The 26,360-nt window shown below is 65.6% G+C and carries 23 protein-coding genes; 18 read left to right on the forward strand and 5 right to left on the reverse strand.

Going from position 1 to position 26,360, the window contains the following annotated elements; genetic code table 11:
- Positions 1 to 10: 10 nt before the first annotated feature.
- The 3 genes from AB0323_RS04365 (at position 11) to AB0323_RS04375 (ending at position 3,695) form a co-directional block, all read left to right on the forward strand.
- Complete coding sequence (locus AB0323_RS04365) at positions 11 to 1,369, forward strand: geranylgeranyl reductase family protein (RefSeq protein WP_366176278.1); 1,359 nt, start codon at positions 11 to 13, stop codon at positions 1,367 to 1,369.
- A gap of 9 nt (positions 1,370 to 1,378) precedes the next feature.
- Positions 1,379 to 2,482, forward strand: a complete 1,104-nt coding sequence (locus tag AB0323_RS04370) for a polyprenyl synthetase family protein (protein WP_366176279.1) — start codon at positions 1,379 to 1,381, stop codon at positions 2,480 to 2,482.
- Between the two features lie 394 nt (positions 2,483 to 2,876).
- The gene (locus AB0323_RS04375; RefSeq protein ID WP_366176280.1) at positions 2,877 to 3,695 is read left to right on the forward strand and encodes a DUF559 domain-containing protein; all 819 of its coding nucleotides are present in this window, start codon (positions 2,877 to 2,879) and stop codon (positions 3,693 to 3,695) included.
- A 131-nt stretch (positions 3,696 to 3,826) separates the two neighbouring features.
- Here the strand turns inward: AB0323_RS04375 and AB0323_RS04380 are convergent, their stop codons facing one another.
- Both AB0323_RS04380 and AB0323_RS04385 read right to left on the reverse strand, forming a co-directional pair.
- Positions 3,827 to 4,249 (reverse strand): hypothetical protein, encoded by a 423-nt coding sequence (locus AB0323_RS04380; protein ID WP_364535385.1) that lies wholly within the window; start codon positions 4,247 to 4,249, stop codon positions 3,827 to 3,829.
- Between the two features lie 13 nt (positions 4,250 to 4,262).
- Positions 4,263 to 4,934: a trimeric intracellular cation channel family protein gene (locus AB0323_RS04385; protein ID WP_366176281.1), complete on the reverse strand. Its 672-nt coding sequence runs from the start codon at positions 4,932 to 4,934 to the stop codon at positions 4,263 to 4,265.
- Between the two features lie 63 nt (positions 4,935 to 4,997).
- Here AB0323_RS04385 and AB0323_RS04390 point away from each other — a divergent pair, with 63 nt between their 5' ends.
- The 13 genes from AB0323_RS04390 (at position 4,998) to AB0323_RS04450 (ending at position 19,818) form a co-directional block, all read left to right on the forward strand.
- Positions 4,998 to 5,708: a sirohydrochlorin chelatase gene (locus tag AB0323_RS04390; protein ID WP_366176282.1), complete on the forward strand. Its 711-nt coding sequence runs from the start codon at positions 4,998 to 5,000 to the stop codon at positions 5,706 to 5,708.
- A gap of 132 nt (positions 5,709 to 5,840) precedes the next feature.
- Complete coding sequence (locus tag AB0323_RS04395; RefSeq protein ID WP_364535376.1) at positions 5,841 to 7,586, forward strand: nitrite/sulfite reductase; 1,746 nt, start codon at positions 5,841 to 5,843, stop codon at positions 7,584 to 7,586.
- Positions 7,583 to 8,299 (forward strand): phosphoadenylyl-sulfate reductase, encoded by a 717-nt coding sequence (locus AB0323_RS04400; protein ID WP_366176283.1) that lies wholly within the window; start codon positions 7,583 to 7,585, stop codon positions 8,297 to 8,299. The genes AB0323_RS04395 and AB0323_RS04400 overlap by 4 nt, the downstream gene beginning before the upstream one ends.
- Positions 8,296 to 9,282, forward strand: a complete 987-nt coding sequence (cysD, locus tag AB0323_RS04405) for a sulfate adenylyltransferase subunit CysD (protein WP_366176284.1) — start codon at positions 8,296 to 8,298, stop codon at positions 9,280 to 9,282. The genes AB0323_RS04400 and cysD overlap by 4 nt, the downstream gene beginning before the upstream one ends.
- Positions 9,282 to 10,694, forward strand: coding sequence for a GTP-binding protein (locus AB0323_RS04410; protein ID WP_366176285.1), 1,413 nt, complete (start codon positions 9,282 to 9,284; stop codon positions 10,692 to 10,694). The genes cysD and AB0323_RS04410 overlap by 1 nt, the downstream gene beginning before the upstream one ends.
- 279 nt (positions 10,695 to 10,973) lie before the next feature.
- Positions 10,974 to 12,128, forward strand: a complete 1,155-nt coding sequence (locus tag AB0323_RS04415; RefSeq protein WP_366176286.1) for an ABC transporter substrate-binding protein — start codon at positions 10,974 to 10,976, stop codon at positions 12,126 to 12,128.
- A 116-nt stretch (positions 12,129 to 12,244) separates the two neighbouring features.
- On the forward strand, positions 12,245 to 12,982 hold the full coding sequence (locus AB0323_RS04420) for an ABC transporter ATP-binding protein (RefSeq protein ID WP_284984902.1): 738 nt from the start codon (positions 12,245 to 12,247) through the stop codon (positions 12,980 to 12,982).
- Entirely contained in the window at positions 12,972 to 13,922 is a 951-nt protein-coding gene (locus tag AB0323_RS04425; RefSeq protein WP_366176287.1) for an ABC transporter permease, read from the forward strand. The genes AB0323_RS04420 and AB0323_RS04425 overlap by 11 nt, the downstream gene beginning before the upstream one ends.
- A gap of 35 nt (positions 13,923 to 13,957) precedes the next feature.
- Positions 13,958 to 14,998 (forward strand): LLM class flavin-dependent oxidoreductase, encoded by a 1,041-nt coding sequence (locus AB0323_RS04430; RefSeq protein WP_366176288.1) that lies wholly within the window; start codon positions 13,958 to 13,960, stop codon positions 14,996 to 14,998.
- A gap of 126 nt (positions 14,999 to 15,124) precedes the next feature.
- The gene (locus AB0323_RS04435) at positions 15,125 to 15,421 is read left to right on the forward strand and encodes an antibiotic biosynthesis monooxygenase (RefSeq protein ID WP_366176289.1); all 297 of its coding nucleotides are present in this window, start codon (positions 15,125 to 15,127) and stop codon (positions 15,419 to 15,421) included.
- 100 nt (positions 15,422 to 15,521) lie between these two features.
- Entirely contained in the window at positions 15,522 to 16,778 is a 1,257-nt protein-coding gene (gene cobA / locus AB0323_RS04440) for a uroporphyrinogen-III C-methyltransferase (RefSeq protein WP_366176290.1), read from the forward strand.
- 98 nt (positions 16,779 to 16,876) lie between these two features.
- On the forward strand, positions 16,877 to 18,343 hold the full coding sequence (locus tag AB0323_RS04445) for an FAD-dependent oxidoreductase (RefSeq protein ID WP_366176291.1): 1,467 nt from the start codon (positions 16,877 to 16,879) through the stop codon (positions 18,341 to 18,343).
- A 95-nt stretch (positions 18,344 to 18,438) separates the two neighbouring features.
- Positions 18,439 to 19,818, forward strand: a complete 1,380-nt coding sequence (locus tag AB0323_RS04450) for an MBL fold metallo-hydrolase (protein WP_366176292.1) — start codon at positions 18,439 to 18,441, stop codon at positions 19,816 to 19,818.
- A 109-nt stretch (positions 19,819 to 19,927) separates the two neighbouring features.
- Here the strand turns inward: AB0323_RS04450 and AB0323_RS04455 are convergent, their stop codons facing one another.
- From AB0323_RS04455 to AB0323_RS04465, 3 genes are all read right to left on the reverse strand, one after another.
- Positions 19,928 to 20,608 carry a FadR/GntR family transcriptional regulator gene (locus AB0323_RS04455; protein WP_366176293.1) on the reverse strand — a complete coding sequence of 227 codons (681 nt, stop codon included), beginning with the start codon at positions 20,606 to 20,608 and terminating at the stop codon, positions 19,928 to 19,930.
- Positions 20,605 to 21,870 carry an MFS transporter gene (locus AB0323_RS04460; RefSeq protein WP_366176294.1) on the reverse strand — a complete coding sequence of 422 codons (1,266 nt, stop codon included), beginning with the start codon at positions 21,868 to 21,870 and terminating at the stop codon, positions 20,605 to 20,607. The genes AB0323_RS04455 and AB0323_RS04460 overlap by 4 nt, the downstream gene beginning before the upstream one ends.
- Before the next feature lie 67 nt (positions 21,871 to 21,937).
- On the reverse strand, positions 21,938 to 23,380 hold the full coding sequence (locus AB0323_RS04465; RefSeq protein ID WP_366176295.1) for a PucR family transcriptional regulator ligand-binding domain-containing protein: 1,443 nt from the start codon (positions 23,378 to 23,380) through the stop codon (positions 21,938 to 21,940).
- Positions 23,381 to 23,524: 144 nt separating this feature from the next.
- On the opposite strand from AB0323_RS04465, the gene AB0323_RS04470 reads away from it, so the two are divergent.
- Together AB0323_RS04470 and gabT are read left to right on the forward strand one after the other, a co-directional pair.
- Positions 23,525 to 24,955, forward strand: a complete 1,431-nt coding sequence (locus AB0323_RS04470; protein ID WP_364535335.1) for a gamma-aminobutyraldehyde dehydrogenase — start codon at positions 23,525 to 23,527, stop codon at positions 24,953 to 24,955.
- Between the two features lie 16 nt (positions 24,956 to 24,971).
- Positions 24,972 to 26,327 (forward strand): 4-aminobutyrate--2-oxoglutarate transaminase, encoded by a 1,356-nt coding sequence (gene gabT, locus AB0323_RS04475; RefSeq protein WP_366176296.1) that lies wholly within the window; start codon positions 24,972 to 24,974, stop codon positions 26,325 to 26,327.
- Positions 26,328 to 26,360: the final 33 nt, after the last annotated feature.

A 26,360-nucleotide genomic window follows, 5' to 3' on the forward strand; every position in this document is an offset into this window, starting at 1 on the left:
CAAGGACGCTGTGAACGTACTGATAGTCGGCGCAGGGCCAGCCGGGTCCACCGCCGCGTACTACCTTGCCCAGGCGGGTATATCCGTGACGGTTCTGGAAAAAACCGCCTTCCCGCGGGAGAAAGTCTGCGGCGACGGCCTCACTCCCCGCGCCGTCCGCGAAATCCAGAAGCTTGGCCTCCCGCACGCCGAGGATGAGGGGTGGCGCCGCAACAAAGGCCTCAGGCTCATCGCCGGCGGCCGCACCATTGAATTGCCGTGGCCCGAGGTCGCCGATTTTCCCACGTACGGACTCATCCGGACGCGCCTCGGATTCGACGAGGAGCTGGCCCGGCACGCCCAGTCGGCGGGCGCCGTCGTGCTTGAACGCCACAGCGTCACCGAAGCCTTGCGCGACGACGCCGGACGGGTGATCGGCGCCCGCGCCGCGTTGCTCGACGAGTCCGGACGCAAGACGGGCGAAACGCGCGACTTCCATGCCGACGTCGTGCTGGCCGCAGACGGCAACTCGACACGGACGGCCGTTTCGCTCGGCATGCACAAGCGCGACGACCGCCCGCTCGGCGTCGCCGTCCGCACCTACTTCACCTCGCCCCGCCACGACGACGACTGGATGGAAGGCTGGCTCGAGCTCCCCGGCAAGTCCGGCAAGCCGCTGCCCGGCTACGGTTGGGTGTTCGGCGTCGGCGATGGCACGTCCAACGTCGGCCTCGGAATCCTGAACTCTTCCAAGGAATTCGGCAAGCTCGACTACAAACAGGTCCTGCGCGAATGGACCGCCGGCATGCCCTCCGAATGGGGCTTCACACCTGAAAACCAGGTAGGGGAGATCCGCGGCGCCGCCCTGCCGATGGGCTTCAACCGCACCCCGCACTACTCGCCGGGGCTCATGCTCCTGGGCGACGCCGGCGGCATGGTTTCACCGTTCAACGGCGAGGGCATTTCCTACGCCATGGAGTCCGCCCGCTTCGCGGCCGAGTTCATCATCGACCCGTCCTCGCGTTCCCGTTCAGCCGGGTGGGGTTCCGGGACGGAGGCTTACAGGGCCGCCGATGCGCACCTTTCGCGGTACGCGGACTACGTGCGGGACCAATGGGGTTCTCACTTCACCCTGGGCCGCGTCTTTGCTGCCCTCATCGGCAAGCCCGCCGTCATGAAACTCGCGCTGCGGACAGGCATGCCCATCCCGGTGCTGATGCGCTTTGTGGTGCGGATGCTCGCCAACCTCACGGATGCGTCCGCCAAGGGTTTCGAGGACCGCACCATCCGCGTCCTCGAGATGCTGGTCCCGGCCACCTCCAACACCACATCCACCGCCGCTTCCACCAGCGTCGGCACCGAATCAACGCTTTCCTCCGCGAAAAGTTAGGGTTAACCCGTGACTCACTCTGCCGAACACAGTTGGACGCATGCCGGGCACGGCCTGCCGGACGCTGTCGAACCCGCTCCCACCACTACCGCGATCGCCACTGGCCTGCAGCTTCCTGCCGGTTTTGCGGCGATCGCCAAGGACGTGGAACTGGGTCCCGCCATCACCACGAACCTTGCCCGCGTGGAAAAGAAGCTCCGCGAAGCAATTGCCAACTCGGACCCCCTGGCTGACGCAACGTCGCGTCACCTGGTGGAAGCCGGCGGCAAGCGCATCCGCCCGCTGTTGACCCTCCTGTGCGCCCACCTCGGCGACGCCTCCCGTCCGGAAGTGGTCCAGGCCGCCGTCGTGGTTGAACTGACCCACCTCGCAACCCTTTATCACGACGACGTGATGGACTCCGCGCCCTACCGCCGCGGTGCCCCCACGGCCCACGAAGTCTGGGGCAACTCAGTGGCGATCCTCACAGGCGACCTGATCTTCGCGCGTGCCTCGATCCTGGTGTCCGAACTCGGTTCGCGTGCCCTGGGAATCCAGGCCCGCACCTTCGAACGCCTGTGCCTCGGGCAGTTGCACGAAACCGTGGGCCCGCGTGAAGGCGAGGACGCGGTGGAGCACTACCTCTCCGTCATCGCCGACAAGACCGGTTCCCTCGTTGCAGCTTCGGGCCAGCTCGGTGCCATCTTCGCCGGCGCCGACGAAGCCTTCGAGGACGTGCTGGTGGAATACGGCGAGAAGGTGGGCGTGGCCTTCCAGCTGGCCGACGATGTCATCGACGTCACCGGAGTCAAGGTCAAATCCGGCAAGTCACCGGGTACGGATCTCCGCGAAGGCGTACCCACTCTGCCTGTCCTCCTGCTTCGCAAGGCCGCCGACAATGGTGACCAGTCCGCCGTCGAACTCTTGAAGCTGGTGGACGGCGATTTGTCCTCCGACGAAGCCCTGGCCCGGGCCGTCGCCGGGTTGCGCGAGCACCCTGTCACCGCCGAATCCTGGGTGATTGCGCGCCAGTGGTCCGCGGAAGCCATTGAAGCCTTGAAGCCGCTCCCCGAGGGCGTGGTCAAGGAGTCGCTGACCAACTTCGCCCACGCCGTGGTGGAGCGCGCTAGCTAGCTGGGACCACCCCCGTAGCCAGTCGGGCGGGGGCGGGCTTAAATGCAATGGCCCCGGTTCCTTGCAACGCCACGAGTCTCGCGTTGCAACGAACCGGGACCATAATCTCCGTTCGCATCAGACTCACCGGAGGCATTTAGTGAATCCGGTTACAGCCTATGACAACTTTGTCACGGGTGCAACTTTCTTGGTCAAAGAGTTTTTCGGAGTTTGTAGGGACTTCTGCGGCGCAAATCCCCCACCTTTGATGGCCTCTTGGCCCCCGAGGCCTGAATTCTCGGCGTCGGAATTCCGGCAGCTCGCTCAAAACCGGGGAGTTTCGGCGCCGGCACGCTTATCCACATAGCGAAGCTTTCACCTTTCGGTGTCAACGCCACCCTGCTGGAGTGGCCCTATGGACCTCGTTGGCTTCCTGAATCACGCAGGCACCGCTGCCAGAACATCCACGGTGAAGCAGGCGGGCTTCTCCGACCGTGCCATCCGGGCAGCGGTTGCCGGAGGCGAGATCGCGCGGCGACGCCGGGGTGTGCTGGCCTTGCCCGTCGCACAAGAGGACGTCGTCGCAGCCCTCAGCGCGAACGGACTGCTCACCTGCGCATCCGGCGCCCGGCACCACGGAATCTGGGTCTTACATGAACCCCGGACCCTCCATTTGCTGTGCAGGCACGGCAATGCCAAGCATTTTGTAGTCCACCGTGAGTCCGTTTTGGAGACTGGCCACATCCGTCCCGTGGCCAGCCTGACAGACACGCTGCTGCATTCGCTCCGGTGCCTGCCTGAAATTGAGGCTGCCATCATGGTGGAAAGTGCTCTCCTCCAAGGCCGGACCAATCTTGATTACCTCCGTGAGAGGCTACCCGGCAACCGGAACGGGGCCGCCAGAAAGGTGCTCTCGCTTGTCGACGGTTCGGCCGATTCTCCAATTGAGGTTGTGGCGCGGATACTTTTCCGGCAAGCAGGGATCCGTACCGAGACGCAGGTCGAATTGCCCGGAATAGGCATTGTGGATTTCTTGCTCGAGGGCAGGCTGATCGTGGAGGTGGACGGGGAGAGCCACCTGCAGCCTCGGCAAGTCAAGAAGGATCGGCGACGCAATAACGCAGGAACTGTGAAAGGCTTTCTGGTTCTTAGATACGACTATTCGCAGATTGTGTATCAACCAGAAACCGTGCTTGCCGAGGTTCTCCGGGCCCTACGCCAAAAAAGCCGCTGAAACTCCCCGGTTTTGGCTAGGCGCAGGCCAGACCCACAGAAGAACAGCCCGGAAACAAGGGGGTCGAGAGCTAAATACAGCCCAAAGGTGGGGAGAAAGCTCCGCCCCCGCTGGAAAATCCCCAGCAGCCCCTAGTCTTCGTCGCTGAAAGCCCAGTCGAACATGTCGAACACGAACTCGGAGAACGTGCCTTCTTCGGATTTCCACTGGCCGCGGGCGTTGTTGCGACGCCAGACGATGGGATCCGGGACGCCGAGGTCGCCTACGCGGAAGCCCCAGGTGAATTGCTCATCCTCGTCCTCCAGGAACATGAGGAAGCCTTCGTCGTCCACTTCGAGCTCTTCCGGGTCCCAGAAGTAGTGGTAGGCCTCCATGAGGTCCTCGCAGCCACCGAGCGCGAGGTAGAACTCGCGAAGCACCATGGGAATGGTGAACGAGTGGGCTGACAGGGCTTCGTCCAGCTCGGAGGCGGACAGCCCGTCTTCTTCCTGCCATTCGTCCTCGAGATACTTCGGTACAAGCGCGCGGAACTTCTCGAGGAACATGTCAGTCATGCTCCCATCCTAGCTAATCCCGGCCGCGTGAATCGGCGCCCGCAGAGACCCCGGCGCGGTGCCATCCCCGGACCGCCAAGGGCACCCGCCAACCGCGACGCCAAGCCACCACCCGGAAGGCGAAAACCCAGGCGGCAATGACCCCCGCCGTCACCCCGTTGAAGGTCCCTATGTTCCAGAGCAAGGCCGTCAGCGCGGCTCCCGTGAAGGCCGGCAGGGCGTAGAGATCCCGGGCATTGAAAAGCGTTGGAATTTCGTTCGCCGTGATGTCCCGGAGCAAGCCGCCGCCCACGGCCGTGGTGACGCCCAGGAGGATTGCGGCCACTGGATTCATCCCTGCGGCCAGCGCCTTGAGCGTGCCCGTAATGCAGAACAGGGCCAGCCCGCCGGCGTCGAACAGGGTCAAAAGGGACGTGAAGCGCTGGATGCTCGAAAACAGGAAGTACACCAGGATCGCGGCCAACAGGGGCGGCACCAGGTATACCGGGTTGGTGAACGCCGCGGGCGGGCCGGCGTTGATGATGATGTCGCGGATGACACCGCCACCCAAGGCCACGAGCGACGCCAAGAGAACTGAGCCGATGATGTCGAACTGCTTCCTGGCCGCGAGCAAGGATCCAGACACGGCGAAAAAGAAGACGCCGGCCAGATCCAGCCATACCAGCGCAAGGTCAAAAGTGAACAAATGCAGCTCCGTTCTTCGTTCACAGACGGGCGATCATGCTCGCCCAACGTTACGCTTGCACGCATGAACAGCCCCGTCTTGATCGCGTGCGCCCACGGAACCCGGAACGTCGAAGGGCAAGCCGCCATCCGCCAGGTCATGGCGGAGATCGAGGCCTTGCGGCCCGGCTTGACCGTCGTTGAGGCCTACGTGGACGTCCAGGAACCGGAGCTGTCCGGCGTGGTGGCCGGCCTCCCGGAAGGCACGCCCGCCGTCGTCGTTCCCTTGCTGCTCAGTACCGGCTACCACGTCAAGGTGGACATCCCGAAGGCGATCAAGTCCCGTCCGGAAGTGTCCGCGGCGCCGCCGCTGGGGCCGGATCCGCGGCTTGCGGAGCTGCTCGCCGCACGGTTGCGCGACTCGGGACTGGGCGACGACGACGGCGTCCTGCTGGCCGCCGCGGGCTCGTCGCTGCCGGACGGTTCCGTCGATTCGGAAGAGCAGGCGCGCCAGCTCGCCGGGCTGCTGCCGAACAAGGTTCGCGTCGCCTATGGCGCCAGTGCCGAGCCGAACGTGCCCGACGGCGTCGCGGCCTTGCGCGCGGAACTCGCGGAAGCGGAAGACGGGGCAGCGGGCCGGGTGGTGGTGTCCTCGTACCTGCTGGCCACGGGCTACTTCCACGACCAGCTGTCCAAGGCCGGGGCCGACGTCGTGACGGCACCGCTGCTGCCCTCTCCGGTCCTCGCGGAGATCGCCCTGGAGCGCTACGACGCGGTGGTTGCTGCCAGCTCCTGAGCGGGTTTTTCGAATGCACAGCACGGCCGGGTGAACAAGGCCCGACGGCGGTTCGTGACGAAATGTTTCCCTAGGTGACTCTTCGTTTCTGTGTCGTTGTTGGAGAAATCTGGCCAGCCCTACAGTCGATGCATGACTGATACAGCTCTAGCCGGAGCGTCTGCGGACGAGGCTGCACCCAAGCGCCCGGCCCGCACCGCCCGTCCTGCCGCGAAACCCCACGGCCAGTGGAAGGTTGACGGCACCGCGCCGCTCAACGCCAACGAAACCTGGAAGCAGGAAGACAGCGGGCTCAACGTCCGTGAGCGTATCGAGTCTGTCTACTCCAAGCACGGCTTCGACTCGATCGATGGCACGGACCTGCACGGCCGTTTCCGCTGGTGGGGCCTGTACACCCAGCGCAAGCCCGGGATCGACGGCGGCAAGACCGCCACGCTCGAGCCGCACGAGCTCGAGGACAAGTACTTCATGCTCCGCGTGAGGATCGACGGCGGTGCGCTCACCACCGAGCAGCTGCGAGTCATCGGCCAGATCTCCGTGGACTTTGCCCGCGGCAGCGCCGACCTGACCGACCGCCAGAACATCCAGCTGCACTGGATCCGGGTTGAGGACGTGCCGGAGATCTGGCGCCGCCTCGAATCCGTCGGCCTGTCCACCACCGAGGCTTGCGGCGACGTGCCGCGCGTCATCCTCGGTTCCCCGGTTGCCGGCATCGCCAAGGACGAGATCATCGATCCGACGCCGCTGATCAACGAACTCGCGGAGCGGTTCATCGGCGACCCGGAACTCGCCAACCTGCCGCGCAAGTACAAGACCGCCATCACCGGCCACCCCTCGCAGGACGTTGTCCACGAGATCAACGACTTCGGCCTGGTCGGCATGGTCCACCCCGAACTCGGCGTCGGCTATGACCTTTGGGTGGGCGGCGCGCTCTCCACCAACCCGATGCTCGCCAAGCGGCTCGGCGCGTTCGTGAAGCCCGAAGAAGCCGCCGAAGTGTGGCTCGGCGTCACCAGCATCTTCCGCGACTACGGTTACCGCCGCATGCGCACCAAGGCTCGCCTGAAGTTCCTCATGGCCGACTGGGGGCCCGAGAAGTTCCGCCAGATCCTCGAGGACGAGTACCTCGGCTTCAAGCTTTCCGACGGCCCCGCAGCCCCGAAGCCTTCAACTCCGGGCGACCACGTCGGCATCCACGAGCAGAAGGACGGCAAGTTCTTCATCGGCGCCACACCGCTGGCCGGCCGCTTGTCCGGCGGCCAGCTCGTGAAGCTCGCGGACACCCTCGAAGCCCGCGGCTCGTTCCGCCTCCGTACCACCCCGCACCAGAAGATCGTTGTGCTGGATGTCGCCAAGGAGCAGGTTGAGCCGCTCGTGGCTGAACTGGACACCCTGGGCCTCTCCGCCCGCCCGTCCGTCTTCCGCCGCGGCACCATCGCGTGCACCGGTATCGAGTTCTGCAAGCTCGCCATCGTGGAAACGAAGGTCACGGCGGCCACTGCCGTCGCCGAGCTGGAACGCCGCCTGGCCGACCTCGCGGACAGCGGTCAGTTGCCGCAAGCACTGTCCCTGCACATCAACGGCTGCCCCAACTCCTGCGCCCGCATCCAGACCGCGGACATCGGGCTCAAGGGCATGATGTTGCCAACGCCCGACGGCGACCCCACCCCGGGTTTCCAGGTTCACTTGGGCGGCGGGCTGGCTTCGTCCAGCCGCGAAGAAGCAGGCCTCGGACGCACCGTGCGCGGCCTCAAGGTCTACGTCGAGGACCTGCCCGATTACGTCGAGCGGGTAGTCCGGAAGTTCGTGGCCGACCGCGCCGAAGGCCAGACCTTCGCCGAATGGGCACACTCCGCAGATGAAGGAGACCTCCAGTGACCACCAGCACCTCCCTCCGCTCCCACGACGAACTCAAGGCCCTGGCCGAATCCGGTGCCGCGGAGCTCGGCTGGAACGCGCCCGCCCGTGACGTCATCGCCTGGGTGGCCCGCAACTTCGAACTGCCTGCCGTCGCCGTGGCCTGCTCCATGGCCGATGCCGTGCTGCCGGCCCTTGTCGCGGACCAGTTTCCCGGCGTCGACGTCCTGTTCCTGGAGACCGGCTACCACTTCCCGGAGACCCACGCCACGAGGGACGAAGTCGCCGCGAACCTGCGGGTGAACATCGTGGATGTGCTTCCCGAGAACACCGTAGAGCAGCAGGACCGCCTTCTTGGCAAAGACCTGTTTGCCCGCGACGCCGCCCAGTGCTGTGCACTCCGCAAGGTCCAGCCCTTGCGCCGCACGCTCGCCGGCTACGAAGTGTGGTTCACCGGTGTCCGCCGCGACGAGGCTCCCACCCGGACCAACACTCCGCTGATCACGTGGGACGAGGCCAACGGCCTGGTCAAGGTCAACCCGATGGCCGACTGGAGCTTTGACCAGTTGGTCCAGTACTCCGAAGACAACATCCTTCCCGTCAACCCCCTCCTGAGCCAGGGCTACCCGTCCATCGGATGCCAGCCCTGCACCCGGAAAGTGGCCCCGGGAGCGGACCCCCGCTCGGGCCGCTGGGCAGGAACCGACAAGACAGAATGCGGACTACACGTATGAGTACCCAAATCACCAACGAGGACACGGAGCTGTCAGTGCTGGAAAAGGACCTTGTGGAGACGCCGACTGCCGCTCCGGCGCTGCGGTCGGCTCGCCTTTCGTCTTTGGACACGTTGGAATCCGAGGCCATCCACATCATCCGTGAGGTTGTCGCCGAGTTCGAGAAGCCTGCGTTGTTGTTCTCCGGCGGCAAGGACTCCGTGGTGATGCTGCACCTTGCCACGAAGGCGTTCTGGCCTGGCAAGGTTCCGTTTCCCGTGTTGCACGTGGACACGGGACACAACTTCCCTGAGGTCATCGACTTCCGTGACCGCACGGTGGAGCGCCTGGGCCTGAAGCTTGTGGTCGGCTCCGTGCAGGAGTTCATCGACCGTGGCGAACTTGCCGAGCGTGCCGACGGTACCCGCAACCCGCTGCAGACGGTGCCGCTGCTGGATGCGATCCAGCGGAACAAGTTCGACGCCGTTTTCGGCGGCGGCCGCCGCGACGAGGACAAGGCCCGTGCCAAGGAACGCATCCTGAGCCTGCGGGACGAGTTCGGCCAGTGGGACCCCCGCAACCAGCGCCCCGAATTGTGGAACCTGTACAACGGCCGCCACACCGTGGGCCAGCACGTCCGCGCGTTCCCCATCAGCAACTGGACCGAGCTGGACGTGTGGCGCTACATCGAGCGCGAAGGCATTGAGCTGCCCGGCCTGTACTACGCCCACGAGCGCGAGGTTTACGAACGCGACGGCATGTGGCGTGCGGTCGGCGAGGTTTCCATGCCGAAACCCCATGAGGAAGTCATCACGAAGCTCGTGCGGTACCGCACTGTGGGGGACATGTCCTGCACCGGCGCCGTTCTTTCCGACGCCCGCACGGTTGCCGACGTCGTTGTCGAAGTTGCCGCATCCACACTTACCGAACGTGGCGCCACCCGTGCAGATGACCGCATCTCCGAGGCAGCCATGGAAGACCGCAAGAAGGACGGCTACTTCTAATGAGCACTGAGACTTCACTCCTGGAGACCGGCCTGCGCGAATCTACTCTGTTCCGCTTCGCGACGGCTGGATCGGTCGACGACGGCAAGTCCACCCTGGTGGGCCGCCTGTTGCACGATTCCAAGGCGATCCTTGCTGACCAGCTCGACGCCGTTGCCCGCACCTCAGCGGACCGTGGCTTTGGCGGAGCCGGTGCCACCGGCAGCCAGGCGATCGACCTCGCCCTCCTGACCGACGGCCTTCGTGCCGAGCGGGAACAGGGCATCACCATCGATGTCGCCTACCGCTACTTTGCCACCGACCGCCGCAGCTTCATCCTCGCGGACTGCCCCGGCCACGTGCAGTACACCAAGAACACGGTGACGGGCGCGTCCACTGCGGACGCCGTCGTCGTACTCATTGACGCCCGCAAGGGAGTCCTGGAGCAGACCCGCCGCCACCTGTCGGTGCTGCAGTTGCTCCGCGTGGCGCACGTGATCGTCGCCGTGAACAAGATCGACCTCGTGGACTTCAGCGAGTCGGTCTTCCGCGAGATCGAGACGGACGTGCAGAAGGTTGCCCGCGAGCTTGGCTTGGGCAGCGATGGTATTGCCGACGTCGCGGTCATCCCGGTATCGGCGCTCGACGGCGACAACGTGGTGGACCGCTCGGACCGTACCCCTTGGTACAGCGGTCCGGCCCTGCTCGAGGTGCTCGAAACCCTTCCGGCCGCCGACGAGCTCGAAAGCCACCTGGAGAGCTTCCGCTTCCCCGTCCAGCTGGTCATCCGCCCGCAGGGCGCGCTGGCTCCCGACGCCGTCGCTGCAGGGCTCGACATCGGGGCGTACCGCGACTACCGTGCCTACGCCGGCCAGATCACGGAGGGGACCGTGAAGCTCGGCGACAAGGTCACCGTCCTGAGCCCGGGCCACGAGCCCCGGATCACCACTGTGACGGGGATCGACTTCGCCGGCAGCGAGCTGGCCGAGGCCAGTGCTCCGCAGTCCGTGGCGATCCGCCTGGCCGATGAAATCGACATCGCCCGCGGTGACACCATTGCTGCCGCGGGGACCGTGCGCGAGAGCTCGGCCGATCTGTACGCGGCGCTGTGCTGGCTTTCGCCCAAGCCGCTGCGCGAGGGTGCCAAGGTCCTCGTGAAGCACGGTACCCGTACCGTCCAGGCGCTCGTCCGTAATGTGACGGGCAAGCTGGATCTGGCCACGTTCAATGTGGAGGCTGCCTCCAGCCTTGAGCTGAACGACATCGGCAACGCCCAGCTTCGACTGGCCGCGCCCTTGCCGTTGGAGAACTACCTGCACCACCGCCGGACGGGTGCGTTCCTGGTGATCGACCCCGTTGACGGCAACACCCTGGCCGCCGGCCTGGTGAAGGACCACCCGGGCGACCACGAGGACGAACGTTACGTCATCTGACGTTCTTGGCTACTGGAACCGCAGCTTGTTTCCCAAACCCCGCCTTCAAGGCCGGGGATGGGAAACAAGCTGCGGTTTTTTGCGCCGGAGACACCCCAATTGTGACGCCGCGTGAACGTGCGTGACCCCGGGTTTCCGGGTCATTGAACGGCAAATATGACAGTCCCTATGGTGAATCCATGACCTCATCGGATTGGTCCTTGCCTGCCCTCCCGGGGCGATGTCGCAGGGCCTGACAAACGCCCTGCCCCTTCCGCAACGCATCCCAAGGATTCCCCCATGTCAAACACCCCAGAACCCACACCGCCCGCCTCGAACCCGGGAACCACGCGCATCGTCGCCGGCGAGAGCAACAAGCCCAAGCGCCGCCGCACGCTCGAGATCGGCATCGCCGTCGGACTCGTCCTGCTGATCGGTGCCGGCGCCGCCGTCGCATCGGTTGTCGCGAAGAACAACGAAACCCAGGCCGCGGCGGCAACGACGCCCGCCGCCGAACTCCGGCTCGGCTACTTCGGCAACGTCACCCACGCCCCCGCACTTGTCGGGGTGAGCAAGGGCATCATCGCCGGCAAGCTGGGCAGCACCAAGCTCACCACCCAGATCTTCAACGCCGGACCGGCCGCCGTTGAGGCCCTGAACGCCGGCGCGATCGACGCCGCCTACCTTGGCCCGAACCCGGCCATCAACTCCTTCGTCCAGAGCAAGGGCGCGTCCATCAACATCATCGCCGGCGCAGCCTCCGGCGGCGCCCAGTTGGTGGTCAAGCCCGGCATCAACTCCGCCGCGGACCTCAAGGGCAAGACCCTCGCCTCACCGCAGCTCGGCGGGACCCAGGACGTGGCACTGCGCGCCTGGCTCGGCAAGCAGGGCCTGAAGAGCAACCCTAACGGCGGGGGCGACGTCGCCATCAACCCGACCGACAACGCCCAGACCCTCAAGCTCTTCCAGGACGGAAAGCTCGACGGCGCGTGGCTGCCCGAGCCCTGGGCCTCACGCCTGGTGCTCCAGGCCGGAGGCAAGGTCCTCGTGGACGAGAAGGACCTGTGGGATAAGGGCCAATTCCCTACCACCATCCTGATCGTGAGCAAGAAGTTCGCCGCCGACCACCCGCAGACAGTGACCGCGCTGCTCCAGGGCCACGAAGCGTCCGTCAACTGGCTCAACACCGCCTCCGCCGCCGACAAGGCCAGCGCCATCAACGCCGCGCTGAAGGCGACCGCGGGCAGCACGCTCCCGGCCGACGTCATCGACCGCTCGCTGAAGAACATCACCTTCACCGTGGACCCGCTCGCGGGAACCTACAAGAAGCTCCTCCAGGACGGCGTCGACGCCGGCATCACCAAACCGGCCGACATCAACGGCATCTTCGACCTCCGCGCCCTCAACAGCGTGAGCGGGCAGAAGACCTCGGCCGCAGGACTGGGCCAAGACTGAACCGCCAAGCCCCAACTGACTCGCAGTACTTGTCGTTTTGAGGCCTCATAACGACAACAACTGCGAGTCAGTTGGGAATTCAACAACGAAGCAAGCAACGAACGAAGGACGGGACCATGCCAGTCGTACTGGAACACCTGGGTAAACGCTTCGGCGACGGCGCCCCGGTGCTGGACGACGTCAACGCCACCATCGAGCAAGGCGAGTTCGTCGCCCTGCTCGGTGCGTCCGGCTGCGGCAAATCCACCCTGCTGAACATCCTCGCGGGACTGGACCAGCCGACGTCGGGCGCCCTGGAGGTGCCCAGCGACGGTGCCGCCTTCATGTTCCAGGATTCAGCGCTGTTCCCCTGGCTCACTGCCCGCGGCAACATCGAACTCGCGCTCAAGCTCGCCGACAAGTCCGGCGGCCTGAGCAAAGCATCGCGGGCTGCCCGTGCCGGCGAGTTGCTGGACCTCGTCCATTTGGGTGGCGCGGGGGACAAGCGCCCGCACGAGCTCTCGGGCGGCATGCGGCAACGCGTTGCGCTGGCCCGCGCTTTGGCCCAGGACCGGCAGCTGTTGCTCATGGACGAACCGTTCGCTGCCCTCGACGCCATCACCCGTGACCTTCTGCACGACGAACTCGAGCGGATCTGGAAGGAAACCGGGCGCACCATCGTGTTCGTGACGCACAACGTGCGCGAAGCCGTCAGGCTCGGCCAGCGGGTCCTGCTGCTGTCCTCCCGTCCTGGACGGGTCGTGGCCGAGTGGAACGTCACCGAGGAGCACCGGACCGACGCCGGCCGTGCCGGGGAGCTGACTGGAACCATTACCCGCCGCCTGCGCGAGGAGATCCGCCGCCATGCCAATTGAACAAGAGACCCGACTCGTCGAGGGTGAGACTGTCGAGCGAGCTCCGCAGTCCCGCCACATCACCTCGCCGTCCTTGAAGGGAAACCCGGACGAACTCCGGGACCTTGAAGCAGGCCTGGATAAGTTGCAATCGGATGCCCACCGCAAGGCGCGCATCGACTGGACCCGGATCATCCTCCCGATCGCGGCGCTCCTGGTGCTCATCCTCGCGTGGCAGTTCTACGTCTCCCTCGGTTTCAAGCGTCGCGACCAGGTTCCCGGACCGCTTGACGTCCTGGGCCAGTTCGGTGCTCTTTGGGCCGAAGGCAAAGCCCAGGAAGCCATCTGGACCTCCCTTCAGCGCGGCGTGATCGGCTTCCTCATCAGCGTCGCTGTGGCTACTCCGGTGGGCCTGGTCCTTGCTCAGGTGCAGCCCCTGCGCCGGGCCTTCGGACCGCTCATTTCCGGGCTCCAGGTGCTCCCGTCGGTGGCGTGGGTTCCGGCTGCCATCATCTGGTTCGGGCTCTCGGACGGCACTGTGTACTTTGTCGTCCTGATGGGTGCCATCCCGTCCATCATCAACGGATTGATTTCCGGCGTGGACCAGATTCCGCCGCAATACCGGAGCGTCGGCAAGGTCCTTGGCGCCTCGCGTCTGCAGATGGCCTTGCAGATCGTCCTGCCGGCGGCCCTTCCCGGGTACCTTGGCGGGCTCAAGCAGGGCTGGGCGTTCTCCTGGCGTTCCCTCATGGCCGCCGAAATCATCGCGGTGGGCGGCACCATCGGCTTCGGACTCGGTTCGCTCCTGGACCAGGGACGCACCTTGTCCGACATGGCCACGGTCATGTCCGCGATCCTGGCGATCCTGTTTGTGGGCATCCTGATCGAGCTCGTCGTCTTCGCCCCGATCGAGCGCCGCCTCCTGCTGCGCCGCGGGTTGCTGGCGGGGAGCACGCGCTAAGGAATTCCCCGGCTCGCCCCGTGGTTGACGCGGGCATGAAACGAATCGGTTTTCTTTCCTTCGGCCATTGGGGACCTGTCCAAGGCTCGCGCACTCCTTCGGCCGGCGACGCCTTGCTCCAGGGGATCGACCTTGCGGTGGCGGCCGAGGAACTCGGCATCAACGGAGCCTTCTTCCGCGTGCACCACTTTGCGCGCCAGCAAGCCTCGCCGTTCCCGCTATTGGCTGCCATCGCGGCCCGGACCAGCCGGATCGAGATAGGTACGGGCGTGATCGACATGCGCTACGAAAACCCCCTGTATATGGCCGAGGAGGCAGCGGCCACGGATCTCATCAGCCAAGGCAGGCTCCAGTTGGGCATCAGCCGTGGTTCACCCGAGCCGGCCCTGCACGGCGCGCGGTACTTCGGCTACGCCCCTGCCGAAGGTGAGGACGACGCCGCGATGGCCCGCCGCCACACCGCCGTATTCCGGCATGCCATCGCGGGCCATGGCGTGGCCGAAGCCGATCCCTCCTTCATGGGCGGTGGCCGCGGCCTCCTGCCGATCCAGCCGACGTCGTCCGGGCTGCCGCGGCGCATCTGGTGGGGCGCCGGCACCCGAAAGACCGCCGTCTGGGCCGCGGAACAAGGCATGAACCTCATGAGCTCCACCCTGCTCACCGAAGACACCGGGGTTCCCTTCGACCAGCTCCAGTCCGAACAGATCAGCATGTTCCGGGAGGAATGGGCTGCAGCCGGACACGGTTTTGAGCCGCGTGTCTCGGTCAGCCGCAGCATCATTCCCGTGGTGGACGCCGAGGACGAACACTATTTCGGGCTCCGCGCGCAGGTGGAGAACCGCGACCAAGTGGGCATGCTCGACGGTGCCCTGTCGCGGTTCGGCAAGAGCTACGTCGGACCACCGGATGCCTTGGCCGAGGAACTCGCGCAGGACGCCGCGGTCCAGGCCGCGGACACGGTGCTGATTACCGTGCCCAACCAACTCGGGGTGGAATATAACGTCAAGCTGCTGGGCAACATCGCCAAATACGTCGCTCCGGCGATCGGCTGGGAGGCGCCCACGGCGCAAGCGTAATGTGACGCAGGCCAGCCCCGGAACTGTTCCTTCCCTCAGACTCCTTGTCCGGCCCCAAGTACGGGCCTACACTCACGGCTATCAGCCGGTATACGGCCGATCATTCCCAATTCCAAGGAGACAGCCGTGGCGCCAAAATTTGGAGTGCTGGCATTGCTCGAAGCCAAAGCGGGGAAGGAGGAGGAGGTCTGGAATTTCCTCAACGGGGGGCGCGAGATTGTGCTCAACGAACCCGGAACCCGGACGTGGTACGCCTTTCGCGTCAGCGAAAACACCTTCGGCATCTTCGACACTTTCGACACCGAGGAAGACCGGCAGGCCCACCTCAACGGCGCCATCCCCGCCGCACTTGGCGAGCACGGTCCTGCACTGCTCGGGAAGGACCCGGACCTTAAGCTGATCGAACTCATCGCCGTGAAGTAGGCGGCACAGCGTCAGCCACTATGTGACGCCGGGTTACCTAGCGTGAACTGGTGTTTCCGGACCTTTGAAGCATGTTACGGCCCGGCCCTACAGTTTTTTCATGGCAATACAGGACATCTACCCCACAGCGCTGCGGCTGCTCGGCCGCCCGGTGCTGGTAGTGGGCGGCGGACCGGTGGCTGCGCGACGCGCCAAGGGACTGCTCGACGCCGGCGCCCGGGTGACCGTGGTCGCGCCGCTTGCCTCTGACGCGCTCCGCGAACTCGCCGCCTCCGGCCTGCTCACCTGGAAGCCGCGCACTTATCTTTCCTCCGACGTCGACGGCGTCTGGTTCGTCCAGACCGCCACCGGCGTCGCCGCTGTGGACGCCCAGGTAGCCGCCGACGCCGAGGCGCAGCGCATCTGGTGCGTCAACGCCTCCGACCACGAATCCTCGGCGGCGTGGACGCCAGCCGTCGCCGTAGTGGACGACGTGAAGATCGCCATCAACGCCGGGGGAGACCCCCGCCGTGCCATGGCCTTGCGCGACGCAGTTTCCACCGCACTTGAGACGGGAGACCTGCCGCTCCGCCGTCGTCGTGCCTCGACCGGAAGTGTCGCCCTCGTAGGTGGCGGTCCCGGCGACTCCGGGCTCATCACGGTCCGCGGCCGCCGCCTCCTTGGCCAGGCCGACGTCGTCGTCGCAGACCGACTCGGGCCGCGCGACTTGCTGCACGAACTTGCTCCGGACGTCCGCGTGATCGAGGTCGGCAAGACCCCCGGCCACCACCCCGTGCCGCAACTGGAGATCAACCGGATCCTCGTCGAGGAAGCCCTGGCCGGCCACCGTGTGGTCCGGCTCAAAGGCGGCGACCCCTACGTCCTGGGCCGCGGCGGCGAGGAAGCGGAATTCTGCCGGCAGAACGGCGTCGAAGTTGAAGTGGTTCCCGGTGTCACATCGGCGATCTCCGTGCCCGCGGCCGCGGGGATTCCCGTGACGCACCGCGGACTTGCCAAGGGCTTCAGCGTGGTGACCGGCCACGAGGAACTTTCCGAGGTCCCGGCCCGTCCTGACCACACCGTGATCCTGCTCATGGGTGTCGCCAAACTCCGCGAATCCGCCGCTGCCCTTGCGGCCTCCGGAATGCCCCTCGACACGCCAGTAGGTATCGTAGAGAACGGCTACATGCCCGAACAGCGCGTCACGATCGGCACTTTGGCAACCATTGCAGACCAAGCCGATGCCACCGGGGTCGCAAATCCCGCAGTGATTGTGATCGGCGATGTGGTGCGTGTCAGCCCGTTCGCCCCCGAGCATTTCAAGACCGCTGACTACAGCACCCTGACCCCTAACAAGCCCCGCGTCGTTACCCCTTAGCCCCTCACCCAACTAGCTCGCATTAGGTGTCGTTATGAGCCCTCAAAACGACAACAATTGCGAGCCAGTTGGGAAGCACACTGAAAAGGAACACAGCCGTGTCATCTAGCACCACCGTAGGAACCGCTGCACGTCCGCTGCGCGTCGCCGTCGTCGGCTCCGGCCCGGCCGGCGTCTACGCCGCGGACATCCTGACCAAGAGCGAGGCCGTCAAGAGCGGCGAGCTGACTGTCAGCATCGACCTCTTCGACCGCTACCCGGCCCCCTACGGCCTGATCCGTTACGGCGTTGCCCCGGACCACCCCCGCATCAAGGGCATCGTGAACGCCCTGCACAAGGTCCTGGACCGCGGCGACATCCGCTTCTTCGGCAACGTGGACTACGGCACTGACATCTCCATCGAAGACCTGCGCACGCACTACGACGCTGTCATCTTCGCCACCGGCGCCATCAAGGACGCCGACCTGAACATCCCGGGCATCGAGCTTGAAGGCTCTTTCGGCGGCGCGGACTTCGTCTCCTGGTACGACGGCCACCCCGACGTTTCCCGCGAATGGCCGCTCGAAGCCACCTCAGTGGCCGTGCTCGGCAACGGCAACGTGGCACTCGACGTTGCCCGTATCCTCTCCAAGCACGCCGACGACCTCCTGGTCACCGAAATTCCGGACAACGTCTACGCGGGCCTCAAGGCTTCCCCGGTCACCGACGTGCACGTCTTCGGCCGCCGCGGACCGGCACAGGTGAAGTTCACCCCGCTGGAGCTCCGCGAGCTGTCACACTCCAAGGACGTGGACATCATCCTCTACCCCGAGGACTTCGAGTTCGACGAAGAGTCGGACCGCCAGATCCAGACCAACAACCAGACCAAGACCATGGTGGGTACCCTCACCAACTGGATCGCCGAGCAGCCCGAGGACCTCTCCGAACTCAAGGCCTCCCGACGGCTGCACCTGCACTTCCTGCACAGCCCGGTGGAGATCGTGGATTCGGCAGAGACCCCCGGCAAGGTTGCCGCGATCAAGTTCGAGCGCACCGAGCTGGACGGGACCGGCAATGCGCGCGGTACCGGCGAGATCGTCGACTACCCGGTCCAGGCCGTTTACCGCGCGATCGGCTACTTCGGTTCCGCGCTGCCGGACGTCGAGTTCGACCACCGGCGCGGGGTCGTAGCGAACGACGGCGGCCGCGTACTGGACGCTTCCGGCGAGCACGTTCCGGGCTTGTACGCCACGGGTTGGATCAAGCGTGGCCCCGTCGGCTTGATCGGCCACACCAAGGGTGACGCCCTGGAGACAGTCACTCACCTCCTGGAAGACCGCGAAAACCTGCCCCTGGCCGCCGTTCCCGAGGCGGACGCCGTCGTCGAACTCCTGGACGCCCGCGGCGTGAAGTTCACCAGCTGGGAAGGCTGGCTGGCTTTGGACGCCCACGAGCGTGCTTTGGGTGCCGCCGCGTCCGAGGCCGGTACCTCCCACGGCGTCGAGATACAGCGCGAACGCATCAAGGTGGTGCCGCGTGAGGACATGGTGGACATTTCCCGCGACGGCGTGGCCGCACAGGTCTAGGTTCTACAACGCGGGGTCACTTAGCGCCCATCCGGAGCATCGGAATGGGCGCTAAGTGACCCCGCGTTGCTTGTTATCGGGGTTAGACTCTGCGCATGGACGTCGTCGTCGTCGAAACGACCCAATTGGGGGACCGCAGCTACCTCGTTCATGACGGCACGACGGCGCTCGTCATCGACCCCCAGCGCGATACCGACCGCGTCGAAACGGCAGCGCGAAACGCCGGTGTGACCATCACCCATGTCGCTGAGACCCACCTCCACAACGACTACCTCACTGGTGGCCTCATCCTTGCCCGGCACCACAACGCCCGCTACTTGGTGAATGCCGCGGACAACGTTTTGTTTGAACATGATCCGGTTGCCCCAGGGGAGGCGTTCAAGGTAGGCCGACTTTCCGTCAAGCCGGTGGCCACCCCAGGCCATACGCACACTCATCTGGCCTATGTGGTTTCGGACCCCGACGCCGGCACCGGCGTCCGGCAAGCTGTGTTCTCCGGGGGCAGCCTGCTCTACGGCTCGGTGGGCCGGACCGATTTGATTGCCCCGGAGGACACCGCAGGACTGGCCCATGACCAGTACGCCTCGGTCCGGCGGCTTGTGGCTGAGGCAGCACCGGACGCGATCCTGTATCCAACCCATGGCTTCGGTTCATTCTGCTCCATCGGCCCAGCGAGCAGGATCCCCGCATCGACGATCGGGGAGCAGGCCGCCACCAACCATGCGCTCACCGACCCGGACGAAGACCATTTCGTGAGGCACCTCCTGGCGAATATCACGGCGTACCCGAGCTACTACGCGCACATGAGCCCGCTCAACGCCCTGGGACCGGGCCCCGCGACGCTCGACGTGCCGGAATCGGTGCAACCCGCGGAGCTCGAGCGCAGGCTCGAGGCAGGGGAATGGGTGGTGGACCTGCGCAACCGGGTCGCATTCGCCGCAAACCACCTGCGCGGCAGCGTGGCCTTTGAATACAGAACGGGATCGAGCTTCACAAGCTACCTCGGTTGGGTCCTGCCATGGAAGCAGCCGCTGACCCTGCTGGGCGCCCATGACGACGTAAAGAAGGCCATCCGCGACCTCGCAAGGATCGGCTTCGACTCCCCGGACGCCGCTCTCGGCGAGGATCCCGGGGCCCTGGCACCAGGAGCTTCTTTGGTGCAGTATCCGATCACCGACTGGGCGGGGCTGGTACGGGACCGGGCCCCGGGCGAAACGGTGCTGGACGTACGCCGTACCGAGGAATATTCTGCCTCCCATGTGTCCAAGGCAGTGAATGTTCCACTGCATGAGCTTTTGCTCCGGCTGGACGAATTGCCGGCTGCCAGGATCTGGGTGCATTGCACCTCCGGCTACCGGGCCAGCGTCGCCGCAAGCCTGCTGCATCGTGTCGGCCGCGACGTCGTGCTCATCGACGCACGCTTCCGCGAGGCAGCCGATGCCGGCGTCGAGCTGACGAGCGCTGCTCCGGCCTAAATGCCAGGCCACTGCGGACGCTAGCTCACCTTTGGGGCATTTCCGGCGGACGCTCGCTCACTAGAGGTGAGCGGGCGTTGGGGGAAAGGCTGATATAGGTGAGCGGGGGTCAGCTGTTGATCCGTTCCGCGGCGAAGTCCAGGTTGCGGTACACGCTCGCGACGGCGGCGGCCTCGTCGCGTGCCTCGATGGCGTCGGCGAGCTCGTCATGACCCTCGTGGGGGACGCCGTTGAAACCGGCATTGCGTTGTTGGCGCAGGAGATCGTCGTGGAAAACCCCGCCGAAAGACACATACAACTGGTGCAGCAACGGGTTGCCCGAAGCCAGGGCCACCCGTTCGTGGAACTCCCAATCGGCCCGGGCCCAGGCGGGATAGTCGGCTGCGAGCCACGCGTCGTGGCGTGCTTGGAGGAGGGCCCGCATGGCGGCGATGTCCTCGGCCGTGGCGTGCTTCGTGGCCAGTCGGGCGGCCTGGGTGTCGAGCCCCACCCTGACTTCGACCACGTGCTCCTGGGTGTGTTCCTTGTACATTCGTTGGGCTGCGCCCGAGATCTCGCTGGTCGCCCGGACGTAAGTGCCGTCACCGCGGCGAACCTCCAACATGCCACTGTGCGCCAAGGCTTTGATGGCTTCGCGGAGCGTCCCGCGCGAGACTCCAAGCGAGGCCATGAGCTCGGGCTCGGCGGGGATCTTCTCCTGCAGGGGCCACTCTCCTGTCTGGATCATGCCTCGCAGTTGATTGGTGACTTCCTCGGCCAAGGCAGGCCGGTGCGAAGGTGTCAGGCTCATGCCACGGACCTCGGTCCGGCCTTGATCGCGGTCCGCTTGCTGGTGAGCTGGTGGCAGCTCACCATGAGGGTCAGGGCCACCGCGGCGAGGAGCAACAGGGGGAGGGTCCAAGCACCGGTGGCACTGTGGAGCAGGCCCATGCCGAACGGTCCCAGCGCCGCGATCAAGTACCCCACGGACTGGGCGACGGTGGACATGGCGGTGGTTTCCGCCGTCGTACGCCCGCTGCGGCTAATGATCACCAGGACCAGCGGGAAGATGCCCAAGCCGAAACCGAACATGACGGCGGGAATCGATGCGAAGGACGTCGGGAGCAACAGCATTGCGGGGATTGCCAGGAGGGTGGTCCCGCTACCCAGGTACAGGGCAGGCCGCATCATGCCGGGGCGCGAGCCGATCGCGAGGAGGATCATGCCGGCGGCCACCGAAACCAGCTGCATGAGCCCGAACTGGAGGCCGCTCTCGGAGGCGCTGAGACCTTGGGTCGTCAGGATGTAGGCAAACCAACTCATCACGGCATAGGCCAGGAGGCCCTGCAAGGTGAAGACGGAGGTGATGAGGAATCCCAGCCGGGTGCGCAGCAGCGGCCACATGGAAACGTGCTCCTGGTTGGCCTTGCGTGAAGTGCGGTGTGTGTGGAGGACCATGGGGAGGAAGCCAAGAAGCGCCGCGACGCCCAGGAGTCCCCACGCCGCCAGGCCCATCGACGGCGAACCGAGTTGCTGGGCCAGGGGCACGCTGACCGCGGCTGCGAAGGTGGCACCGCCGGACATTGTGAAGGTGTAGAGGCCGGTCATCATGGACGTCTTGCTCGCATAGTGCTCGCGGATGTACGACGGCATGGCCACGTTGCACACCGCCAGGCCGGACATCGCCAGAACCGTTCCGGCGAGGAGGGCGCCGGTCGCCGGGATGCTGCGGACCAGGAGCCCGGCTGCCAGCATGGCCAGCGCGACGAAGATCGACTTCTCGACGCCGATCCGGCGCGAGAGCCACGAGGTGCCCAGCCCTGCGACGGCGAAGCACAGCAACGGGATGGACGGAAGAATCGACGCGACGAGTGCCCCGTAGCCGAGGAATGCCTGCAAATCGTGGAACAGCGCCGCCGCGCTTGTGATGCCGGCGCGCAGGTTCAGGCCGATCAGGATGACGGCGACGATCCCGACGACGGCGACCACCCGGGATTTCGGCGCGACCGTACCGCCGCTGGCCGGGACAGTTGTTGCTTCCGTTGCGTGGGGAGTCGGGGGAGTTGAAGCCATGCTTAAAGGTTAGACGTTTGATGTTTGCCGCGGGAAGTTTTGTGGTGAAAATCTCCGTGCCGCTCAACTAGCGCGGGTTGCGCGCTCCCAGCCGTTGCACCGCGAGCGCAAGCCACAGCTGCACCCGGTCCGGCGTCTGGGCAGGGTCGTAGCCGGTGAGGTCCGTGATTTGCGCCAAGCGGTAGCGCACCGTATTGCGGTGCAGTGTCAGGGCTTCGGCGACGGCGGCCACCGAGCCATTGTGGTTGAGGTAGCTTTCCAGGGTCGGAACAAGCTCCGAGCCATGAGCGGCGTCGAACTTGCGCAGGGGAGTGAGCGCCTCGCTGGCCATGTCCGCCAGCGGCACGTCCTCGCTGGCCAGCAACAGCGAAGTCAGGCTGAGTCGCTCAGGTTCGTTGACCGGCAGGCCGTGCGCCACGGCGTCGCGCGCTTCGAAGTAGCTCCAGCGCACGCCGTTCGGCTTCGTGTAGGCGCCGCCGATCCCGATCACCGCGTGGATCCCCGCTTCCAAAAGGTGATCGCTGAGATCCTTCGCGAGCGCGCTCGCGGAACTGCCGTCGTCGGGCACTACCGTCACCAGGTCCTTCCCGACGACGGCGGTCACCCCGCCGTCGAGCGATTGCGGAAGCGAGGTGCTGCCGAGTTGTTTGTGGTGGGCAGCGGAGACCACCAGCAGCACCACGTTCTTGCGGGTGCTGTTGATTCCGACGCCGGCCAGGCGGCGGGCGCCCTCCACCGTGTCCAGGGTTCCGTGGATGACATCGTCCAGCACCTGGCCCGCCAAGGCCCGCTGGCTCTGGCGCTGCTTGACCATGTTGTTGAGTTCCACGCTGATCAGGTTCTGCGCATAACTGACAATCCCGGTGTCGCCGAACGGCTGCTTGATCCATAGGGTGCAGGCGTCGCGGCGGCCCGTCGGGATGGGGAAGGACGCCCAGTCGTCGGCCGTCGGTGCGGGGTTGCCGGCCACGCTGTTGTAGAGCTGGGCGCTGAACTGCGTGAGCGCGATGTCGGTCCGGAGCATGCTGCCCAATTGCTTGAGCAATTCGCCGAGCCCGCCGCCGGTCAGCAGGGCCCGGGCCAGGATCTGGTGCCCCGCGATGAGGCGTTCCAGCTTCGAGTAGTGGTCAGCGGATTGGGAATCCGCGACGAGTTTGCCGATGGCGATGAAGGGGGTCTCGTACGGGACTTCCACGAGGGGCAGGCCCCAGCGGTTCGCTTCCGCAATGAGGGCAGGAGGGACGGACTCGTGGGTCAACCCGGTGCCGAAGCCGATGCCGACAGCTCCCGCGCGCTGGACCTGGCGCACGAATCGGCGCTGTTCCGCGGCCCCGCTGAGCCTGAGGCCTGTGGTCAGGATCAACTCGCCGCCATTGAGGAAGCGTTGGGGATCTTCCTGCTCGGTCACGGCCACCCAGCGGATATCTTCGTTCCAGGTGGTTTCCGCGAGACCGGCTTTGCGGAGCCGAAGTGATGGGACGGCGACGAGCGCGGCGAGTGACATTGCCATGCCAAAAAGGATATCCCGGCACTGGTCATTCGCACTAAGCCGGGGCGGTCGGGGTGTGCACCTGACTATTCCGCGCCGCGGGGTGCTGGCATAGGCTCGGAGCAGCTGCAACCAATGCCTAGACACCGAAAGAGGTTGTACACCGTGGTCCAAACCTTGCAGAACTTCATCAACGGCGAGTTCGTCACGCCGGCAGGCACCGAACTGCTCGACATCGTGAACCCGACCAACGGGGAGATTGTGGCTCATGCGCCTATCTCCACGGCGGCCGACGTCGATGCGGCCATGAATGCGGCGAAGGAAGCCTTCAAGTCCTGGAAGCATGTCACGCCTGGCCAGCGCCAGCTCATGCTGCTCAAGCTCGCTGATGCCATCGAAGCCAACAGCGACGAACTCGTTGAGGCACAGCACCGCAACACCGGCCAGGTCCGCGCCCTCATCGCATCCGAGGAAGTTGCCGCTGGTGCAGACCAGCTCCGCTTCTTCGCCGGCGCCGCCCGCATCATGGAAGGCAAGTCCGCCGGCGAGTACTTCGAGGGCCACACCTCGTACGTACGCCGCGAACCGATCGGCGTCGTCGCCCAGGTTGCACCTTGGAACTACCCGTTCCTCATGGGCATCTGGAAGATCGGCCCCGCGCTCGCCGCAGGCAACACGGTTGTTCTCAAGCCCTCCGACACCACTCCGGAATCCACCTTGGTCCTGGCCCGCCTGGCGGGGGAGATCTTCCCGGCCGGCGTTCTGAACGTGGTCCTCGGCAACGCGGCCACCGGCTCCATGATGGTGGAGCACAAGGTCCCGGGCCTCGTCTCGATCACCGGTTCCGTGCGCGCCGGCATTGCCGTGGCCAGCGGGGCGGCCAAGGGCCTCAAGCGTGCCCACCTGGAACTTGGCGGCAAGGCCCCGGCCATCGTCTTCAAGGACGCCGACATCAAGAAGAGCGCCGCGGCCATCGCCGAATTCGCCTTCTTCAACGCCGGCCAGGACTGCACGGCCATCACCCGCGTGCTGATTGAAGATTCGATCCACGACGACATGGTTGCCGCGATGGTGGAACACACCAAGACGCTGCACACCGGTTCGCAGAACGACGAGGAAAACTACTTCGGGCCCCTCAACAACGTGAACCACTTCAATGCCGTGAACTCGGTAGTGGAACACCTGCCTGCCAACTGCAAGATCGAAACCGGCGGCCACCGTGCGGGTGAGAAGGGCTTCTTCTTCGAGCCCACCATCATCACCGGCGCCAAGCAGACCGACGACGTCGTCCAGAAGGAAACCTTCGGACCCGTCATCACTGTCCAGAAGTTCACCACCGAGGCCGAGGCGCTCGAGCTGGCCAACGACGTCGAATACGCCCTGGCCTCCAGCGTCTGGACCACGGACCACGGCACCGCCATGCGGATGAGCCGGGACCTGGACTTCGGCGCGGTCTGGATCAACACCCACATCCTGCTGACTGCTGAGATGCCCCACGGCGGCTTCAAGCAGTCCGGCTACGGCAAGGACCTGTCCATGTACGGCGTCGAGGACTACACGCGCATCAAGCACGTGATGTCTGCACTGGACGCGTAAGAAAGAAAGAACCATCATGACCGCAACAGCACATGAAATCACCTACCGCCTGGACCAGAAGCGCAGCATCAATGGCGCCTTCCCCGGCCCCAAGTCGCAGGCCCTGAACGAGCGCCGCGCGGCCGTCGTCGCTGCCGGCGTCTCCTCGGGCGTGCCGGTCTACGTTGAGGACGCCGACGGCGGCATCATCCGCGACGTCGACGGCAACTCCTTCATCGACCTCGGCTCCGGCATCGCCGTGACGAGCGTCGGCGCTTCGGATCCCGCCGTCGTCGCCGCCGTCCAGGACGCGGCAGCGCACTTCACCCACACCTGTTTCATGGTCACGCCGTACGAGGGCTATGTCGCCGTCGCCGAGCAGCTCAACCGGCTCACCCCGGGCGACCACGAGAAGCGCACCGTGCTCTTCAACTCCGGCGCCGAAGCAGTGGAGAACGCAGTCAAGGTGGCACGCCTGGCAACCGGCCGTGACGCCGTCGTCGCCTTCGACCACGCCTACCACGGCCGCACCAACCTGACCATGGCGCTCACCGCCAAGGCCATGCCGTACAAGACCAACTTCGGCCCGTTCGCGCCCGAGGTCTACCGCATGCCGATGAGCTACCCGTTCCGCGAGGAAAACCCGGAGATCACCGGTGCCGAGGCCGCCAAGCGAGCCATCACCATGATCGAGAAGCAGATCGGCGGCGACCAGGTTGCCGCGATCATCATCGAACCGATCCAGGGCGAGGGCGGCTTCATTGTTCCCGCTGAGGGCTTCCTCCCGGCACTGTCCGCATGGGCCAAGGAAAAGGGCATCGTCTTCATTGCCGACGAGGTCCAGTCCGGTTTCTGCCGCACCGGTGAATGGTTCGCCGTCAACCACGAGGGTGTTGTCCCGGACATCATCACAATGGCCAAGGGCATTGCCGGAGGCCTCCCGCTGTCCGCGATCACCGGCCGCGCAGACCTGCTCGACGCCGTCCACCCGGGCGGCCTCGGCGGCACCTACGGCGGCAACCCGGTTGCCTGCGCCGCAGCTCTTGCTGCCATCGGCACCATGGAGCAGCACGACCTCAACGCACGCGCCCGCCACATCGAGGAAATCGCACTCGGACGCCTGCGTGAACTCGCGTCCGAAGTCTCGGTTATCGGCGACGTCCGTGGACGCGGTGCCATGCTGGCGATCGAACTGGTCCAGGCCGGCTCCAAGGAACCGAACGCCGAACTGACCAAGGCTGTTGCCGCCGCGTGCCTCCAGGAAGGCGTCATCATCCTGACCTGCGGTACCTACGGCAACGTGATCCGTCTGCTGCCGCCGCTGGTCATCAGCGACGAACTGCTCCTGGACGGCCTCGAGGTCCTGGCAGCGGCCATCAAGGCCAACGCATAGCCACAACCTCCAGGTGGACATGCCCGCCTCTAG

The organism is Arthrobacter sp. NPDC080031 (genome assembly GCF_040702485.1).
Taxonomy (GTDB): domain Bacteria; phylum Actinomycetota; class Actinomycetes; order Actinomycetales; family Micrococcaceae; genus Arthrobacter.

Coding starts and splice junctions, on each gene's coding strand:
- AB0323_RS04380 (WP_364535385.1), bottom strand. CDS start 4,249: ATGACTGACATGTTCCTCGAGAAGTTCCGCGCGCTTGTACCGAAGTAT.
- AB0323_RS04410 (WP_366176285.1), top strand. CDS start 9,282: ATGAGCACTGAGACTTCACTCCTGGAGACCGGCCTGCGCGAATCTACT.
- AB0323_RS04455 (WP_366176293.1), bottom strand. CDS start 20,608: ATGAGCCTGACACCTTCGCACCGGCCTGCCTTGGCCGAGGAAGTCACC.
- AB0323_RS04415 (WP_366176286.1), top strand. CDS start 10,974: ATGTCAAACACCCCAGAACCCACACCGCCCGCCTCGAACCCGGGAACC.
- AB0323_RS04460 (WP_366176294.1), bottom strand. CDS start 21,870: ATGGCTTCAACTCCCCCGACTCCCCACGCAACGGAAGCAACAACTGTC.
- AB0323_RS04375 (WP_366176280.1), top strand. CDS start 2,877: ATGGACCTCGTTGGCTTCCTGAATCACGCAGGCACCGCTGCCAGAACA.
- AB0323_RS04465 (WP_366176295.1), bottom strand. CDS start 23,380: ATGGCAATGTCACTCGCCGCGCTCGTCGCCGTCCCATCACTTCGGCTC.
- cysD (WP_366176284.1), top strand. CDS start 8,296: ATGAGTACCCAAATCACCAACGAGGACACGGAGCTGTCAGTGCTGGAA.
- AB0323_RS04430 (WP_366176288.1), top strand. CDS start 13,958: ATGAAACGAATCGGTTTTCTTTCCTTCGGCCATTGGGGACCTGTCCAA.
- AB0323_RS04420 (WP_284984902.1), top strand. CDS start 12,245: ATGCCAGTCGTACTGGAACACCTGGGTAAACGCTTCGGCGACGGCGCC.
- AB0323_RS04425 (WP_366176287.1), top strand. CDS start 12,972: ATGCCAATTGAACAAGAGACCCGACTCGTCGAGGGTGAGACTGTCGAG.
- cobA (WP_366176290.1), top strand. CDS start 15,522: ATGGCAATACAGGACATCTACCCCACAGCGCTGCGGCTGCTCGGCCGC.
- AB0323_RS04450 (WP_366176292.1), top strand. CDS start 18,439: ATGGACGTCGTCGTCGTCGAAACGACCCAATTGGGGGACCGCAGCTAC.
- AB0323_RS04390 (WP_366176282.1), top strand. CDS start 4,998: ATGAACAGCCCCGTCTTGATCGCGTGCGCCCACGGAACCCGGAACGTC.
- gabT (WP_366176296.1), top strand. CDS start 24,972: ATGACCGCAACAGCACATGAAATCACCTACCGCCTGGACCAGAAGCGC.
- AB0323_RS04395 (WP_364535376.1), top strand. CDS start 5,841: ATGACTGATACAGCTCTAGCCGGAGCGTCTGCGGACGAGGCTGCACCC.